The organism is Clostridium sp. SHJSY1 (genome assembly GCF_031626875.1).
Classification (GTDB): Bacteria; Bacillota; Clostridia; order Clostridiales; family Clostridiaceae; genus Clostridium.
Map to the genome: position 1 here is coordinate 201,246 of NZ_JANDMF010000003.1, position 16,022 is coordinate 217,267.

At 28.1% G+C, this 16,022-nt stretch carries 19 protein-coding genes; 6 read left to right on the top strand and 13 right to left on the bottom strand.

The features are described 5' to 3' along the window. Window positions 1–45 precede the first annotated feature (45 nt). The gene (locus NNC19_RS03265) at window positions 46–528 is read left to right on the top strand and encodes an RNA-binding protein (RefSeq protein ID WP_310937174.1); all 483 of its coding nucleotides are present in this window, start codon (window positions 46–48) and stop codon (window positions 526–528) included. Window positions 529–578: 50 nt separating this feature from the next. Here the strand turns inward: NNC19_RS03265 and NNC19_RS03270 are convergent, their stop codons facing one another. The 7 genes from NNC19_RS03270 to NNC19_RS03300 all read right to left on the bottom strand — a co-directional run bounded on the left by NNC19_RS03270 (window position 579) and on the right by NNC19_RS03300 (window position 4,923). Then, window positions 579–1,142 carry an acetylglutamate kinase gene (locus NNC19_RS03270; protein WP_310937175.1) on the bottom strand — a complete coding sequence of 188 codons (564 nt, stop codon included), beginning with the start codon at window positions 1,140–1,142 and terminating at the stop codon, window positions 579–581. Window positions 1,143–1,218: 76 nt separating this feature from the next. Continuing rightward, a complete protein-coding gene (locus tag NNC19_RS03275) occupies window positions 1,219–1,521 on the bottom strand; it encodes a hypothetical protein (RefSeq protein ID WP_310937176.1) in 303 nt (100 codons plus the stop codon). Between the two features lie 22 nt (window positions 1,522–1,543). Next, window positions 1,544–1,768: a hypothetical protein gene (locus NNC19_RS03280; RefSeq protein ID WP_310937177.1), complete on the bottom strand. Its 225-nt coding sequence runs from the start codon at window positions 1,766–1,768 to the stop codon at window positions 1,544–1,546. 15 nt (window positions 1,769–1,783) lie between these two features. Continuing rightward, window positions 1,784–2,014 carry a hypothetical protein gene (locus NNC19_RS03285; protein ID WP_310937178.1) on the bottom strand — a complete coding sequence of 77 codons (231 nt, stop codon included), beginning with the start codon at window positions 2,012–2,014 and terminating at the stop codon, window positions 1,784–1,786. A 609-nt stretch (window positions 2,015–2,623) separates the two neighbouring features. Beyond that, window positions 2,624–3,430 (bottom strand): hypothetical protein, encoded by an 807-nt coding sequence (locus NNC19_RS03290; RefSeq protein WP_310937179.1) that lies wholly within the window; start codon window positions 3,428–3,430, stop codon window positions 2,624–2,626. Between the two features lie 16 nt (window positions 3,431–3,446). Further along, a complete protein-coding gene (locus NNC19_RS03295) occupies window positions 3,447–4,424 on the bottom strand; it encodes an anti sigma factor C-terminal domain-containing protein (RefSeq protein WP_310937180.1) in 978 nt (325 codons plus the stop codon). Beyond that, window positions 4,411–4,923: an RNA polymerase sigma factor gene (locus NNC19_RS03300; protein ID WP_310937181.1), complete on the bottom strand. Its 513-nt coding sequence runs from the start codon at window positions 4,921–4,923 to the stop codon at window positions 4,411–4,413. The genes NNC19_RS03295 and NNC19_RS03300 overlap by 14 nt, the downstream gene beginning before the upstream one ends. A gap of 355 nt (window positions 4,924–5,278) precedes the next feature. On the opposite strand from NNC19_RS03300, the gene NNC19_RS03305 reads away from it, so the two are divergent. The 4 genes from NNC19_RS03305 to NNC19_RS03320 all read left to right on the top strand — a co-directional run bounded on the left by NNC19_RS03305 (window position 5,279) and on the right by NNC19_RS03320 (window position 7,696). Beyond that, window positions 5,279–6,514: an ammonium transporter gene (locus tag NNC19_RS03305; RefSeq protein ID WP_310937182.1), complete on the top strand. Its 1,236-nt coding sequence runs from the start codon at window positions 5,279–5,281 to the stop codon at window positions 6,512–6,514. A gap of 20 nt (window positions 6,515–6,534) precedes the next feature. Next, window positions 6,535–6,894 carry a P-II family nitrogen regulator gene (locus tag NNC19_RS03310; RefSeq protein WP_310937183.1) on the top strand — a complete coding sequence of 120 codons (360 nt, stop codon included), beginning with the start codon at window positions 6,535–6,537 and terminating at the stop codon, window positions 6,892–6,894. 159 nt (window positions 6,895–7,053) lie between these two features. Then, window positions 7,054–7,245, top strand: coding sequence for a YwbE family protein (locus NNC19_RS03315; RefSeq protein WP_310937184.1), 192 nt, complete (start codon window positions 7,054–7,056; stop codon window positions 7,243–7,245). Between the two features lie 88 nt (window positions 7,246–7,333). Beyond that, on the top strand, window positions 7,334–7,696 hold the full coding sequence (locus NNC19_RS03320) for a hypothetical protein (protein WP_310937185.1): 363 nt from the start codon (window positions 7,334–7,336) through the stop codon (window positions 7,694–7,696). 103 nt (window positions 7,697–7,799) lie between these two features. Here NNC19_RS03320 and NNC19_RS03325 read toward each other — a convergent pair whose 3' ends face one another. The 5 genes from NNC19_RS03325 to NNC19_RS03345 form a co-directional block, all read right to left on the bottom strand. Next, window positions 7,800–8,399: a DUF3137 domain-containing protein gene (locus tag NNC19_RS03325; RefSeq protein WP_310937186.1), complete on the bottom strand. Its 600-nt coding sequence runs from the start codon at window positions 8,397–8,399 to the stop codon at window positions 7,800–7,802. A gap of 21 nt (window positions 8,400–8,420) precedes the next feature. After that, complete coding sequence (locus tag NNC19_RS03330) at window positions 8,421–9,377, bottom strand: tRNA-dihydrouridine synthase family protein (protein WP_310937187.1); 957 nt, start codon at window positions 9,375–9,377, stop codon at window positions 8,421–8,423. Window positions 9,378–9,710: 333 nt separating this feature from the next. Beyond that, entirely contained in the window at window positions 9,711–10,457 is a 747-nt protein-coding gene (locus NNC19_RS03335) for a GH12 family glycosyl hydrolase domain-containing protein (protein WP_310937188.1), read from the bottom strand. A gap of 330 nt (window positions 10,458–10,787) precedes the next feature. Beyond that, window positions 10,788–12,047, bottom strand: a complete 1,260-nt coding sequence (locus tag NNC19_RS03340; protein ID WP_310937189.1) for a sn-glycerol-1-phosphate dehydrogenase — start codon at window positions 12,045–12,047, stop codon at window positions 10,788–10,790. Window positions 12,048–12,049: 2 nt separating this feature from the next. Next, on the bottom strand, window positions 12,050–12,679 hold the full coding sequence (locus NNC19_RS03345) for an HAD family hydrolase (protein WP_310937190.1): 630 nt from the start codon (window positions 12,677–12,679) through the stop codon (window positions 12,050–12,052). Between the two features lie 132 nt (window positions 12,680–12,811). Here NNC19_RS03345 and NNC19_RS03350 point away from each other — a divergent pair, with 132 nt between their 5' ends. Then, entirely contained in the window at window positions 12,812–13,564 is a 753-nt protein-coding gene (locus tag NNC19_RS03350; RefSeq protein ID WP_310937191.1) for a DeoR/GlpR family DNA-binding transcription regulator, read from the top strand. A gap of 57 nt (window positions 13,565–13,621) precedes the next feature. Here the strand turns inward: NNC19_RS03350 and NNC19_RS03355 are convergent, their stop codons facing one another. Next, a complete protein-coding gene (locus NNC19_RS03355) occupies window positions 13,622–15,853 on the bottom strand; it encodes a serine hydrolase domain-containing protein (protein ID WP_310937192.1) in 2,232 nt (743 codons plus the stop codon). Window positions 15,854–16,022 lie beyond the last annotated feature (169 nt).

Sequence of the window (16,022 nt, forward strand, 5' to 3'; positions counted from 1 at the left end):
AATACTATATAGCAGAGTATAAGCAATACGTATTGAGGTGAAAAAATGAATCCTTTAATAAATATGTTACTAGCAAGTATGATGGGTGGTAACAATAATAGAATGGGAGGAAATCCACTAATGAGTATGCTCATGGGAGGCATGAATAATGGTGGTGGAAATCCTATGATGATGAATAATCCACTACTAAATATGCTTATGGGGGGCATGAATAATAACAATTCTGCACCAAATATGAATAATAATCAAATGGAATCCTTAATGAACATGCTTCAAAATATGAATATCCCTAATGACAATACAGATGCTCCTGATGGAAATAACAGCAGTATGAATAGCAATCCCTTAAATAATATGAATAGCAACCCTTTAATGAATATGTTCATGCAAAATGGAAATGGACAAAACAATATGAATGGTATGAATCCATTACTAAGCATGCTTATGGGTGGTATGAATAACCCTATGATGAATAATGGAAATTCTAACAGAGGTAGGCATCACAAACATTCTAGAAGGAAACATTAGTATAATTACTTAAAAAAGTGAACTCATATGAATTCACTTTTTTAGTTTATCTAAATATTAAATTGTGTTATAATTCCCTTTGCCATTTCATCAGCCATATCTAAGGCTTGATCTTCAATCTGATCAAACACCTCAATATCCTTGGCATATTGCTTTCCAAGCCTATTAACAGCCTCACTTTCAACTAATTTTAAATGATTATATAACATTCCTTGCCAGTCTTCTCTTTTCCAATAGGGGTTAATTTCTCCTAGAAGAGCTGCAATTTCATCTGCATTATGATACCATTTTTTCTTTGCTTCACCTGCAGCTTCAGTGCTTCCTGCTTTTGCAGCTTTAACTAAATCAGCAGCAATAAGTAAATGTTGTTCAAGAAGACTCTTAAAATTATTTGCTTTATCTACTCCATAAAATTCTTTAAGCACTTCTCCAAAATCTGCTGGATTACGAAGCAACCTATTTGTCACCAATTCTAAATCTCCAAGTCCTTCTGCCTCACTTATAATAAAAGATCTAGTCCATACTCCATGCTGTTCCCATAGTTTTCGAAATGTATTAATTAATTTTAGTTTATCTACAGTGATATCATAATCACCAGATTCATTTCTATACATAAAATTCTCCAAAAATCTTATTTATATTAATTTATGACTAATAAAAAATTTCGTTACTTCCACATGTTTCTGTATTCTATTTTATTTTCTTCTTAATTCCATCATATAGATACCTTAGATATTCTGTATCAACACTCTCACTTTCAAGGAAATTTAATCTTTCATGAACATTACTAATAGTTTCTCTTGCTGCTCTATAATCCTTTTGCTTTATACAAATACTTGTATATTCTAATAAATAGTCTATTTTTTTCACAAGTTTAGCTAAATCTTCTCTATCCTCATTTACTAAATCTATCAATAATGAATATATCTTAGTAGATGTTGTATCCTTTGATGAAAATAAAAAATCATTATTCTTACTAGTTACTTTTGCCATTATTTTTCCTCTTAACTTTCCTTTATTCTACCTTTACATCATTCCAAAATTTAGAGAAGTTATAATCATACATTTCTCCTTCATAATACATTCCAATAAGTAACCTTTTATTTAAAGGTACTCCATATACTTTTGGCTTACCCCCACCAACTTCTATAGCGGAATTTTTTAGTTTTTTTCCTGTAATTAAACTTTCCAAATTACAACTACTTATCCCAATCCATGGACTAGTAAAATTTGACCCCAAGTTTTTATCTGCATATCAAACATTATATGATATTTTCTTGTTTATTTCTATATCCCAACTCATACTTCCTGCATCACTCATATATTCAGGATGATTTTTAGCTTCCTCTTCAGTAACTAAACATTTTCCTTTCATATATTTCTCTGTTAAAGTGCATTCTTGAACATTAATTTCTAGCTTATCTTTTACATATTTAAAATCGCTTATAGGATAAAAGTTATGAATTTGTTTCGGGTTTTCCCCCAAGCTCCTGCCTTAATTAAAAAATATGATGGTTTAATACCTTTTCTTTGATTTTCTTTAAGTTGTCCTAAAATAGGTTTATCTCCTCCAAGGGCAGGATTACATATAAAATATTCTACAAAAAATGCTTTTTCTTCACCAGTTTCTCTATTTATTCCTGTGAAAGAATGCCACCACCAATCATAACCTTTTTTTCCCTAAGAGTCCTTTTAACATATAAAGATTTCGGGTTAAATCACTTTTATTCATATATTAAATTTAATAAACTGCATAATTAAAATGCAGTTTACTCCTCTCTCCTCAATTTCATTCTTTACTTAAATGCATAATAACTCTTCTTTGTATAAAGATACAAATATACTTCAAATTATCATATGAAAACTATTTGAAAGCACTAATATCTTTTATTATATACATGGTGTTAATTGCACAACTAATTATTGCCAAAATAATAATTGCAATATAACTCATGCTTCCTTGTTTTGAATATCCAATATAAGAAATAATAATAAATAAAATTGTTAAAACATACAAAAATATAAGCTTTAATTTCTTTTTTTACTTAAATGCATAATAACTTTCCTCCTTGTAAAGATGCCGATATACTTTTAATTATTGTATTACATCTAATTTAAGCTCCTTTTTTCCATATAAAGATAATGTTCTTTTATAACAAAACTTATATAATAGACATACTCCTATTAACATTAATATTAAATTATAAATTAATGTATTAAGTAGATTTACACCAGAGTACAATTCTATGGTAAACAACTTACCTAAGTTCAGGTCAATAATATTATTAAATTGCCATATTTCAAATAAAACCTGAGTTAGTATAACATAAAATACTGGGAGTATATATCCTACAAACTTCTTATTAGTTATTGTTGTTATACCTAAAATAAATGTTGAAAATGTAACTGAAGAAATAGGAATAACTATACATATCAATAAAACATATGATATTTTTGATATATCATCAAATATTACAAATGCTCCTGCTGATACATCTTTAAATCCTCTATTATTCACCCCATAGATAATAATAAAATATATTATTATAATTAAATGACTAAATAGAAATATAATTGAATTTACTAATGCATTTACTACTAATTTTACTTTATAATAAGTTTTTACATCTATAATTTCTAATAATTTTTCCATAAACCCTGTTTTCTTATCTGTAATTACAGATGTAGAGTATACTACACCAGCTATTATTGGTCCTATGAAAACAAAGTAAGACATACCAGTGACTCTTAAAAAATATTCTATTCCATCTAATTCTGTTAAATGAAATCTTACTTCATCTATATATGGTATTAGCAAACTAATTAATATTGCTATAAATGATATAATAGTCTTCCAAGAAAATAAAGCTCTCTTTAGTTCTAGTTTAAAATATGTTTTCATTACTATTTCCCCTTTATCAATATTTATCTGCAATTGCACCCATTGTGGATGCTTTAATAAACTCCTTAGTCCTTAAGGATTTTAAAGCATTGACATCACCACTTACAACTACTCCAATTATCTTTAAATCTTCTTTAATAAGTTTATCTTTTCCATTGCTTAATGTATTGTATATATTGAAATACTCATTCTTAAGTTTTCCACTTTCTTTTTTGCTCATTATTGTATTTATAAAATCTGTTTCTGGATTGCTAAGTAGATTACCTTGACTATCTAACCCTTTAATTCCATACACCCTAAATTCATCAATTGGTAATTTCGAATCAATTATTTGATTTTTAGGAATTGTATCAACCCAATACCAATTTAAAGTAACTTCTTTTGGAATTATACTTTTTACTTCATCTATTGAGTAATCTTTATCAAAGGATAGAGATACTTCTGCCAATTTATTTTTATCTATTTCATTAAGTCTCTCTAAATCATTTTTATAATGTTCATATTGAATTGTTGGATAATAAAATTCCATGATTGGTCTTCCTACTTTATTATAATCAGTTCTTTTCTGCGTCCTATCTATTTGTTCTAAAATATTATCTCCCCCACTTCCATATGACACATTTATTAAAGGCATATAAGTATAGCCTTCTTTATAATCACCATCAGTTATAACTTTATTTCCTAAAAATTTATATTTAACATATTCAATATCTCCAACCATAATACTATCATAGTTCTGTATAGCCCCTACATATGTATTTGGCATAGATATACAAGATAACTCATATAACTTTTTTGTTTTTTCATCTCCCATTCTATTTAATATGGTAGTGTTTGAAATCATTAATGTAAAGATAATGATAACAAATATCATCAAACTAACCATTCCCGTTCTTACTGTTGAAAAAAATTTAACTCTTCTAATTGCTTTATTAAAAGTAGGCTTTTTATTTGTCTCAAATAATTCTCTTAACTTTTCATCATCGCTCTTCATAATTTTCCCTCCATAACTTTTTAAATTGTTCTCTAGCTCTAAATAGATAGGTTTTAACCGTATTTTCACTTATTTCTAAAAGTTCAGCTATTTCCTTATAAGATAAGTCCATTTCATATTTAAAGAACAACAAATTCTTATTTATATCACTTATAGAATTTAAAATTTTAAGAATCTCTTCCTTTTTTTCTATATCTAATATAAAATCTTCAACTAATTTGTTTTCCTTTAATCTTTCTTTAAAAATCTCTTCGTCAAGACTTATGTGAGCATGTCTATTATTTTTTCTACATAAATCGTAATATTTGTTTATTGCTACTTTAAATAGCCAAGAAGATAATTTATCTTCCTGTATACCATCAATATACTTTAATGCTTTATAGAAGGTATCTTGTACTATGTCTTCAGCATTTTCTTCGCTACATCCAAGCTTAATCAAATATTTATGTATGAGATACATTTTTTCCTTAAACATCTCAATTATCAATTCATTACTCATCATTACCTCCTTCCATAAAGTAAATTAGTTAAAAGCTTTAATTTTGAAATACTCCTATTAATAAGACGTTATAAAACCAAAGATGTATACACTTATTTTACATAAACATATATATTTTCCAAGTAATATATATATGAGATACTAACATATTAGATAAAAAGTGAAATATTAAACTACAAAATGTAATACATCTATTTTTATAAAATGCAAAAATAGATGCATTATATTTATTAATTTGTATAAAATAAGTATTTAATATTGTAAAAAGTCAAATAATGCTTTAATGTTTATTGTGGTATTTGTTTACATTATTATTTTGTGTATTAAACAACTTGTGTTAGGAGGAATATAATAAATGAACAATTTAAATGGGGCAGATATGGGATTTATAATTTTTTCAGCTGCATTAGTAATGCTTATGATACCAGGTTTAGCACTTTTTTATGGGGGGCTTGTTAGAAGTAAAAATGTGTTAAGTACTACAATGCATAGCTATACATCATTAATTATAATCTCAGTACTTTGGATTTTGGTAGGCTATTCTTTAGTATTTGGGCCAGATTTTCATGGAATTATAGGGGGTTTTGATTGGGCTTTCTTATCTAATATAGGGATAGAACCTAATAGTGATTATGCAACAACAATCCCTCACTTACTTTTTGTAATTTTTCAAATGATGTTTGCAGCTATAACTGTAGCAGTTATTTCTGGTTCTTTTGCTGAACGTATGAGATTTGGAGCCTTCGTATTATTTATAATCTTATGGAGTATTTTTGTATACGATCCTATTGCTCACTGGGTATGGGGCAATGGTGGTTGGCTTAAGAATTTAGGTGTTCTAGATTTTGCTGGAGGAAATGTTGTTGAAATTAACTCTGGTATATCAGGATTAATAACAGCTATTGTAATAGGAAAGAGAAAAAAAGCTGTTCCAAATCCTCATCATATTCCAATGGCTATCCTTGGAGGCGGTTTATTATGGTTTGGTTGGTTTGGATTCAATGCTGGAAGTGCACTTGCTATAAACGGAGTTGCAGTTAATGCATTCTTAACAACCAATACAGCTGCAGCTGCTGGTGGAATCTCTTGGATTATATTAGAATGGATAATTAATAAAAAACCAACAGTTTTAGGTGCAATAACTGGGTCGATTGCAGGTTTAGTTGCAATAACTCAAAGCGCTGGTTTTGTTACACCTTTATCTTCAATTGTTATAGGATTTATTGGAGGAGTAGTTAGCTTTTTAGCTATAGTTTACCTAAAAAGAAAACTTGGTTATGATGATGCTTTAGATGCTTTTGGATGTCATGGAATTGCAGGATTATGGGGAGCTGTAGCAACTGGTTTATTCTCTACTACTTCTGTAAATCCAGCAGGTGCTAATGGATTATTTTATGGAAGTTTTGAACTACTTAAAGTAAATATCATATCAGCTTTTTCATGCGCTTTATATGCTGGAGTTGTAACATTTTTAATATTAAAACTTATTAGCTTAGTTACTAAATTAAGAACAGATAAAGAAGAAGAAAGTTCTGGACTAGACCTTTCATTACATGGTGAAGAAGCTTATAATGGAATTAATAATATATAATTTAAGGGGATGAATACTATATGGATAAAATGACTAAAATTGATATTATAACTAATACAAGTAAGTTTGAAGAATTAAAAGATGAATTAAACAAAATAGGCATACAAGGAATGACAGTATCTAATGTTTTAGGTTGTGGAGTACAAAAAGGACATAAAGAATACTATAGAGGTGTACCTGTTGATATAAATTTATTACCAAAGTTAAAAATAGAAATCATAGTATGTGAAATTCCTGTAGATTTAGTTATAGAAACAGCAAAAAGAGTTCTTAAAACTGGAAAAATGGGTGATGGTAAAATTTTTGTTTATGATGTACAAAATGTAGTAAGAATTAGTACTGATGAAGAAGGCAAAGCTGCTCTTCAAAATTATGAATAGAAAATATAAGGTTAAAATATTAAGAAAAACATTAAATATGTAACTTGTTATAATTTTATAATTTATAATATAAAAATAACATGGGGATTTATTAACTCATGTTATTTTTTAATTGAACAAATGTAAAGCTAAATAAATATACGAAATGGAGTTAATATTATGAATGGAAAAGTACGAAAAGATATAAATGTTGGTACAAAAGTATTGATTGTGCAAAAGCAGGACCAACGTTCTGGAAAATTAACTGAAGGTGTAGTTCAAAAAATACTTACGAATTCAGCAGTACACCCTCGTGGTATCAAAGTAATGATTGAAAGTGGAGTTGTTGGTAGAGTTCAACAAATAAAATAGCAATAAAATGAACAGATTTTCCATAATTTCATAATATGTAATATAGATAACTTTCTATATAATTTATAAAGCAAAGGATGAAAGAAATATGGAAGATGCTTCTCTTTTTGCTGTCACTACAGAAACATCTCAAGAGACTATGGTTATAAATCTTAATTTAGGTAATACTGATTCAAACTTTTCAACAAATCCAAACATTAATATAGTTAAGTATTTATCTATTGATGGGGGTGTTACTTGGTTTAATTCTAACACTCAGCCATTTCCACAAGTACTAATTGGTGATAGTGTCTTATATAAGTATGTTGTAACAAATATCAGTGAGTCTGATTTAAACAATCTAATTTTAATTGATATAAAATTAGATATATATATACCTATAGTAATACTTGAACAAGGTGCTAATTTTGAATTCATTACAAGTATATTACAATATTCAAAAACGTTCTAACATTAAAACCCTTGATATTTACACATATCAAGGGCTATATTAAAAATCTTATAGTTTAGTATTTATCTGATTTCAACCATTAATGAGTCATTATAATTATACCTTATAAAACTACTTTTGGTTCTTCATCACTTGCCAATCCAATGTTACACAACTCTTTTAAAACTTCTGAAAAAAGCTCATACAAATCTTTAAGTCTGTCTATCTCTTTTATGACATCAGGAATTTCGAAATAAAGCTCATCAACACCTTTTGGAAAACGTGATTTAAAAAAGCCTTCATCATCTTTTATTTCAAGATTAATTTTAGATTGATTTTGTATTAATCTTCTTATATTTTCATTTGCAAACAGTTGTTTTGCCTTTTCTTCATTGTTACTTTTTAATGTAAAAGCTTCATCAAAATTTTCATCACCAATTTCAATATCCTTCATACCTAAGATTTTACCTAGTCCATTAAAGAATCCTCTTTTAGATATTTTAAAATAGAAATTATCAAGGTTTATAAAAGGCACTCTAATTCTTGTATATGTTATTGGAGCAGTTCCTACCTGTACTGTATAAGTATCTAATACAATAACCCAATTATCTACATGTGCTTCAACTCTATATCCTTCCCAAAATCCTTTTTTCACATAATCAGCTTGAATTTCTTTAGCTAGTTGTTGCCAAATCTCTTTTTGGCTTGGTCCAAATAATCCCATATCCTTGCCTCCTAATTGATACTAAAATCTATATAAAAGCTTTTCCTCCATGTCAAGCTCATGAAAAACTTTTGATACAATAATTTCATAATCACTTAATCTTTCTGATCTTCTTATCTTTTTAAAATATTTATCGCTTTCTTGGAACATTCTACTCATATAAAACCATAATTCTTTCATCTTAAATAATACAGATAAATCTTCTGGTAGAACCTTTCTATAATCTCCAAAAACTTTTTCATGAAATTCTCTCATCAAATCTCTATTTATAATAGGTTCACCATTTATTTCTTCTATTAATGCAGGATTTGCAATAAGTCCTCTACCTAGCATAACTGAACTTAAATCAGGGAATTTTTTAATAAGTTCATTATAATCATCAGCATTATATATATTTCCGTTATAACAAACAGGATTTTTACTTAAAGTTAGACCATCTTTAAATATATCTAAATTTGGTTCATTTTTATAAAAATCTTGTCTTGTTCTTGGATGAATTATAAGCTCTTCTAATGGATATTTATTATATATTTCAATAAGATCATAAAATTCATCAGGAGTATCCCTACCTATTCTTGTCTTTATAGAAATTTTAGCTTTGACTTCTGAAAAAACTTGATTCAAAAACTTATCTAACTCATATTGATGTGCAAGAAAGCCTGAACCCTTTCCCTTTGAAACAACTGTACCTGATGGACATCCTAAATTTAAATTTAGTTCAGTATAACCAAATTTAATAAGTTCATTTGCTGTATAAATAAAATGTTCTGCATTATTTGTAAGTAACTGTGGAATCACAGTTATTCCTTCATTATGCTCTGGCAAGATATCATTTAATTCTTTAGTTGTAAAAACCTTATTTTTGGTTGGGGTAATGAACGGTGTAAAGTATTTATCCACTTGTCCAAAAAAGCTTCTATGTGCATTTCTATATATATATCCAGTGACACCATGTAGTGGTGCAAAATAATATTTCATATGCTAAACTCCTCATCCTAAGTAATTCATATCTATTTTATATAACATTTTATATTTTGTATAGTATTTTAGATTGATTATTAAACATTTTATATAAGAAGAGACTGCATAATAAGGATAAAAATCATTATTATACAGTCTCTAAAATGATTATTTGAAATTTTTATTAATTATATAAATGTCTAATCCAATTCTAAAGTATAAAAAATACTATACCTACATCAACCAAATTACTTGTGAGGTCTGTACTTTCTGTAAGTCATTATTTAACACATAACAAACAAATCTTAAAATCAAAAAATAACATCTTCTTACATAACATTAATTTAAATATTATTTTGAAGTTAATGAATAGCTATTAGTATAGAAATTATATCCACTACCATTGTTATAGCTTGACGTAATTTCATAACCAAATTGAACTTGTCCAACTGTTAAATCACCAAACCATTTTGGGGTATTTTTAATCCAATTAAGTATAGCCTTCACATCTACAGTGCCAGAATTTGTATTGCTAGTTCTTACAAATGAATATACCATGTTTGCACGATTATTCCCTCTATATACATTCCATGTATGGCCACCAACTTTTACATTACTATAAACCGGAATAGGATTTCCTTGTGCATTATAGTTATATGAAATAGGCTTTACTGAACCATATTGATTCATCCATAACATGATTTCATGAGCATTATTTCCTACCCATATATCATAAGCTGTTTCCATAGATGTTCCACTTTTAGGAACAGTAACATTAAACGAACTTGATAATGTACTTATAGAACTTATATTTTTATTTATAGTTTTTGATACATTAGGATATGATTTTATTCCATCTGTATTAGGATGATTTGCCCAAACTCCCCAATTGCTATAGGAATTGGCCCAGATAGTTTGTACTCCTGCACCTGCACCCCATACATCATTATATATAGTGTATCCACCATTATTCCAAGACCCATACTGCTGATTTGAATTCCATGCAACTGCAGCATTTGCTTTACCAGCAAAACCAAAAACCCCCAGAATTCCAACTGACAATATAGTAGTAACTATCTTTTTTATTTTCTTGTTCATATTCCTCTCCTCCTTGTTATTTAATAATCTACTTAAAGCAAGTTTTTACTTATTACAAAGTAGTAATATTTTGATGTCATATAAAATGTTATTTTAAAATAATATTAATGTTTGTGTATGTTTACCTAAATTATAACAAATTATTCTGTAAACGTATACCTTGGTTTTTCAAGCATATTTAGCCAAAATATTAAATAGACACACTAAATTATCTAAAAATGGAGGATATTCGCCATTTCTTGCGTTTTATTCTCCCTTAACAACTACATTTTAAATTATTCTTTTATAAATCGAATTCAAAGTTCTTCTTTTATCAAACTATTAGTCCAACTAATATTCCCTACTCCCACAAAAAAGTTTTGAAATTCTCATTAAAGTTAATCTTCTTCGTACATATGGACTTAGTATTAATGTAAGTTCTTTAATATCAGGCAATTTTAATTCTTCCATTAAAGTTATACAACCTGCACTTTTTAACTTTTCTTTTATCCCTTCACTTGATGGTAATTTTCTAAGCTCTACAGCAATTTCTTCAAGCTTATCCTCTAATACATTTAAATTAACAGATTTTAAAATATTATCACCATTTTCTTTTATAATCTCTTCATACAAACCATTTTTACTAAAGGTATCCTCAAGAAGTTCTATTTCAAATTCAGAATTATCAACAACTTTACACTCATCACTCTCAATACTTTTAAGTATCCCTTCATATTTTTCTAAACTTAAAATTAAACCTACTGAAACTTTTTCTCCATGTAATGCATCAATATGTTTATTAATTACACTCATTTCCCAAAGATGTGAAATATGATGTTCTGCCCCAGATGCAGGTCTAGAATTTCCAATCATCTGCATTGCTAATCCAGATAAAATAAGAGCATACATTAACTTTTCTATACATTTCCTATCACCAAACTTTATTTCTTTAAGAATATGCTCTACTTCCTTAACTGCTTCCATTTCTAAGTCATATATTCTTTGGCAAAAATATTCCTGAGTAACAATGTTAGAAATTTTCCAATCTGTTAAAGCTGTATATTTACCCATTAAATCAGATATTCCTGATGCTGTTAATCTATAAGGTGCCTTGCTAAAAATATTAGTATCTGCCAGTACATATATAGGAGCTTTTGCCGGAAAAGTTTTCTTCATCCCATTCCATGTCATAGCAGCCACTGTAGAAACAAAGCCATCTACACTAGCTGCTGTAGGGATAGATACAAAAGGTATCTTTTTCTGGAATGCAACATATCTACTTAAATCATGAATTGTACCTGATCCAACAGCAATCAAAATATCTGCTTCATACACTAATCTTTCTTTTATATATTCAACATTAAAATTATCAGCATGTATATTTTCACCTACCAACTCAATTGTCTTATTTTTTTCAAAGTAATTATTTAAAATTTCTTCGGTTGCTTTTTTAGTATTTGAATCACAAATAAAGACAGGACATTTATATGACTTTAAAATTTCATTCAAATATTTGCTGGCATTTTCTTCTATAAAAATGTTTTTAACTGATATATTATGTGCATGTCCACAACTACATTCTCCTAAAAAACGTTCTAAATCTACTTTCATATTTACACATCCTCACATAAATCTAATAATTCTTTTATCTCATTTATCTCATGATAAAAATTTTCTACTGTTCCAAAGCCATATTTTGCAAATACAAAAGGAACATCTGAAATTTTTGCTGCTTCATAGTCACCCAAGGTATCACCAACATACATAACATCAGTTAAGTTATTTCTTTCTACCACTAATTTTATGTTTTCTCCTTTAGTTAAACCTGTATTTCCAAAACATTCATAGTCTGTAATATATCCTTCTATCCCTGCCTTTTTCATAAATAATTCAATATATCCAGATTGACAATTACTAACTATAAATACGCCACATTTTTCTGATAGCTTTTTTATAGTTTCTTTTACATTTGGATATAACATAGTTTTTTGAGTTTCTCTTATATCATCATGCTCATATTGACAGCATTTCTTCATTAAATTTTCCCTATTTTCATTATCAGTATCATGGAATAAATTATTTGCTATTACATTCATTGTTTTACCAAATTGTTCTTTAAGTATAGCTGAATTAACAGCTACCACTGATGTTCCATTTTCAAGAATTGCTCTGTTCCAAGCTTTAGCTACAACTTCTGTGGTATCCCACAGTGTTCCATCTACATCTAATATTACATTTTTCATAGATTATACCTGCTTTCCATTTCCAGTTTATGAGAGTATAATAATAAATAATGCTCATTTGGTCAATATATGGCGCCAAACTTGAAAAACAATCATAAATGAGCATTGAATAAGCAAAAAGAGGCAAGATTAATGAGCAATATTCAAAGAGAAAAAGAAATTATGAAAATATTAGATAAAACAACTTTTGTTACAGTAGATTATTTATCTGAAAAACTTTTTATAAGTACTTCAAGCATACGTAGAGATTTGACCAAATTAGAAAATCAAGGACTAGTTAAAAGAACTCATGGTGGAGTTTCTCTTCTAAATGCTCAACCAGGAATGGCTCCATTTTCTATGAGAATTCAAGAGAATAAACGTGAGAAAATAGCTATTGTCAAAATAGCTTCCAAGCTTATTAATCATGGATCATCTATTTTTATTGATAGTTCAACAACTGCACTAAATTTTTCAAATTTTTTAACAGCTGATATGAATTTAACTATTTTCACAAATAATATTCAATTAGCTCATCTGCTTGCTTCTAAGCATATAACAACTTATTGCTTAGGTGGTTTAGTTTCTGATTGCAATGATGTTATTACAATGGGATCATTTGCTTTAGATATGCTAAAAAACATATATACTGATATGATATTTTTTACATCTGCTGCTTTTTCAGAGGATGGAATTATAACTGATTCAAATGAAAATGAGACAACCATTCGCAAAATGATGTTGTCCCATTCAAAAGAAAAAATATTTTTATGTCCTCATAATCGTTTTTCCTCTATTGCTCCATTTAAGGTAGGTACAGTTTCTGACCTAGATTATATTATTTCTGATAAGAAACTTCCTGATTCTTTTATGGATCGATATAATCAAATTTCTTATTTGTATTAGAAAAAGCCTTGCATAAATTAACTATGCAAGGACTTTCTAGGTTTGAAATTCTGCTTATTAATTATAATGTATAGTAAATTTAGCTTTTGCACTACCTATAAATCCTATTATTCCGCCTTTAGGTAATGTAACTTTATTATCTCCTGAAATTACAGAATCATTTGCTAATGTATAATCACTATTATAAACAACAAAACCAGCATCTTTAGGTATATCTACAGTTATTTCTTTATTAGCTGATTCTTCACCAATTTTATACCATTGAGTGTATCCATCTTTACCAATTTTGCATTTAAATTTATCTTTTGTTGGTAATGTTGATACATCAGAATCATCTACAAATATTTGTCCATCTGCTGCAAAATATTCATGATTATCCTTATTATAAAATTTATAATCAAATTGATCTCTGGACATCATACCTGGTCCATTCATTATACCAATTGCTGAATTTTCATCAACTATTTTATTCATACCTAAATATCCTTCAAATCCCTTTGAAAATCCAACTTGTGTAATAGGACATCCAAGCATGTACACTTCTGAAGAATATTTTTCATTTGCTAAAAAGTATATTTTTCCTGCTCTATTTTGCCAAGTTTTAGAAATATTTTCTGGTATTTTATTGATATCCTCTTTTTGAGCTATATAATCATTATTAGCTATTTGGCCTAAACCTGGTGCAGTTTGATATCCTAAATTTTGAATATATATTTCTCCATTTGATTCTTTTACAAATTTAACACTTTGTGATCCATTACTACTTTTAAAAGTACCATCTTTTGTATAAGTAAGAGTTTTTACAACATCATTTGGTATTCGAGGATCTGAATAACTTAATGTCCCTGTTTCATCAATCTTAACATCTAAAAATCCTAATGATGCTGATATATATACCCCCTCATATTGTTTCATCTCTGATGGTATAGCAACTTTTTCAGGTTCAACGAAAGTCTTATCTGGTATTATATTATTTATATCTCCTTTTTCTTTCAATGCAGCAAGGAGAACTTCTTGAGCCATTATTTCATCTGTTGAACTTGATCCACCTGAACTTACTATGGCCATAGCCATATTTTTATCTGGTAAAACAATTAGGCTACTATGATAAAGTTCAGTATCTCCACCTTTTGATAATGCTTTAATATTGTATTGATTAAAAGGATAAAGATTTACATTATCCCAACCTAATCCATAACTTAATTCGCCATCTTCACCAACAGGCCAAATACCTTTTAAATATTCCTTATTTTTCATTGCTTTTAAAGAATTATCTGAAAGAATTTTATTTGAATTATTAGTAAATGTTGTCGCAAATTTACATAAATCTTCTGCACTTGAATAAATTCCACCTGCACCTAGTACATTTAGTGTATCTACAGGTAATGCATTTTGTATTCCTGTATAATATGTTTTGCAAAGCTTGTCCTTATCAAATTTACTATTAGGTGTTTTTGTATCATTCATCTTTAAAGGATTAGTAATATTCTTTGTTATATAGTTTGTATAACTATCACCTGTTACATGTTCTACTAAAATTTCAGCAAGAGTAAACCCATCATTACAATATACAGAATAAGCACCAGGATCAGCTTTTAATCTTTGTGTTTTTAATTCAGTTAAAAATGTATCATGTGCATAGGTATCATTATCATTAAAGAGCATTGCATTAGAAAGGCTTGATCCCATTAAACCTGATGAGTGATTTAAAAGCATTCTAACTGTAATGTTTTTATATCTATCATCTGCCATTTTAAACTCTTTAATATATTTGATTACTGGAGCATCTAGATCAATTTTACCTTGATCTACTAATTTCATTACTGCTGTTGTTACAAACATTTTACTAACAGAACCTATACCATACATATTCTCAGCAGTTATTGCTTTATTGCTATCTTTTGAATATACCCCTGCATTACCAGATAGAACAATTTTTCCATTGTCTATTAATGCATATTGCACGCTTGTCCCGCCATAGGTGTTAGTAGCTAAAACTGAAGCTTTTTGTTCTGCTATTTCCTTTGTTTGTTCATATCCTGAAGCTACATCACTTTTTACTTGAACATTATTTTCCTTTGTGAAGTTTTGAACTTTACTTTCATCTGGTATCTTTACTTCTTGATTGTCAACTGTTCTAAAATCAAAATCTAAAGAATTTGTGGTAATTTCTGTCTTTGGTTGCAATGTGTCAATTAAATTTGGACTTGCAGCAAAAACTGATTTTGATGGTAAACTACTTACCAATACCATTAATGATAGTGTAACTATCAGTTTTTTTGTTTTCATTTTATTTCCCCCCGTTTTTCATTTTTTAATGTTTTGTATCACCTTTGTTATAAGGTATCCTTATACTAGCACACCATATATACAAATTAAAGTAAAATATTCCATTTATTTTTTATCTTTTTCCCCTATTTATATATTCTTTTTTTGTTGAATTTATTTATAATTTCAT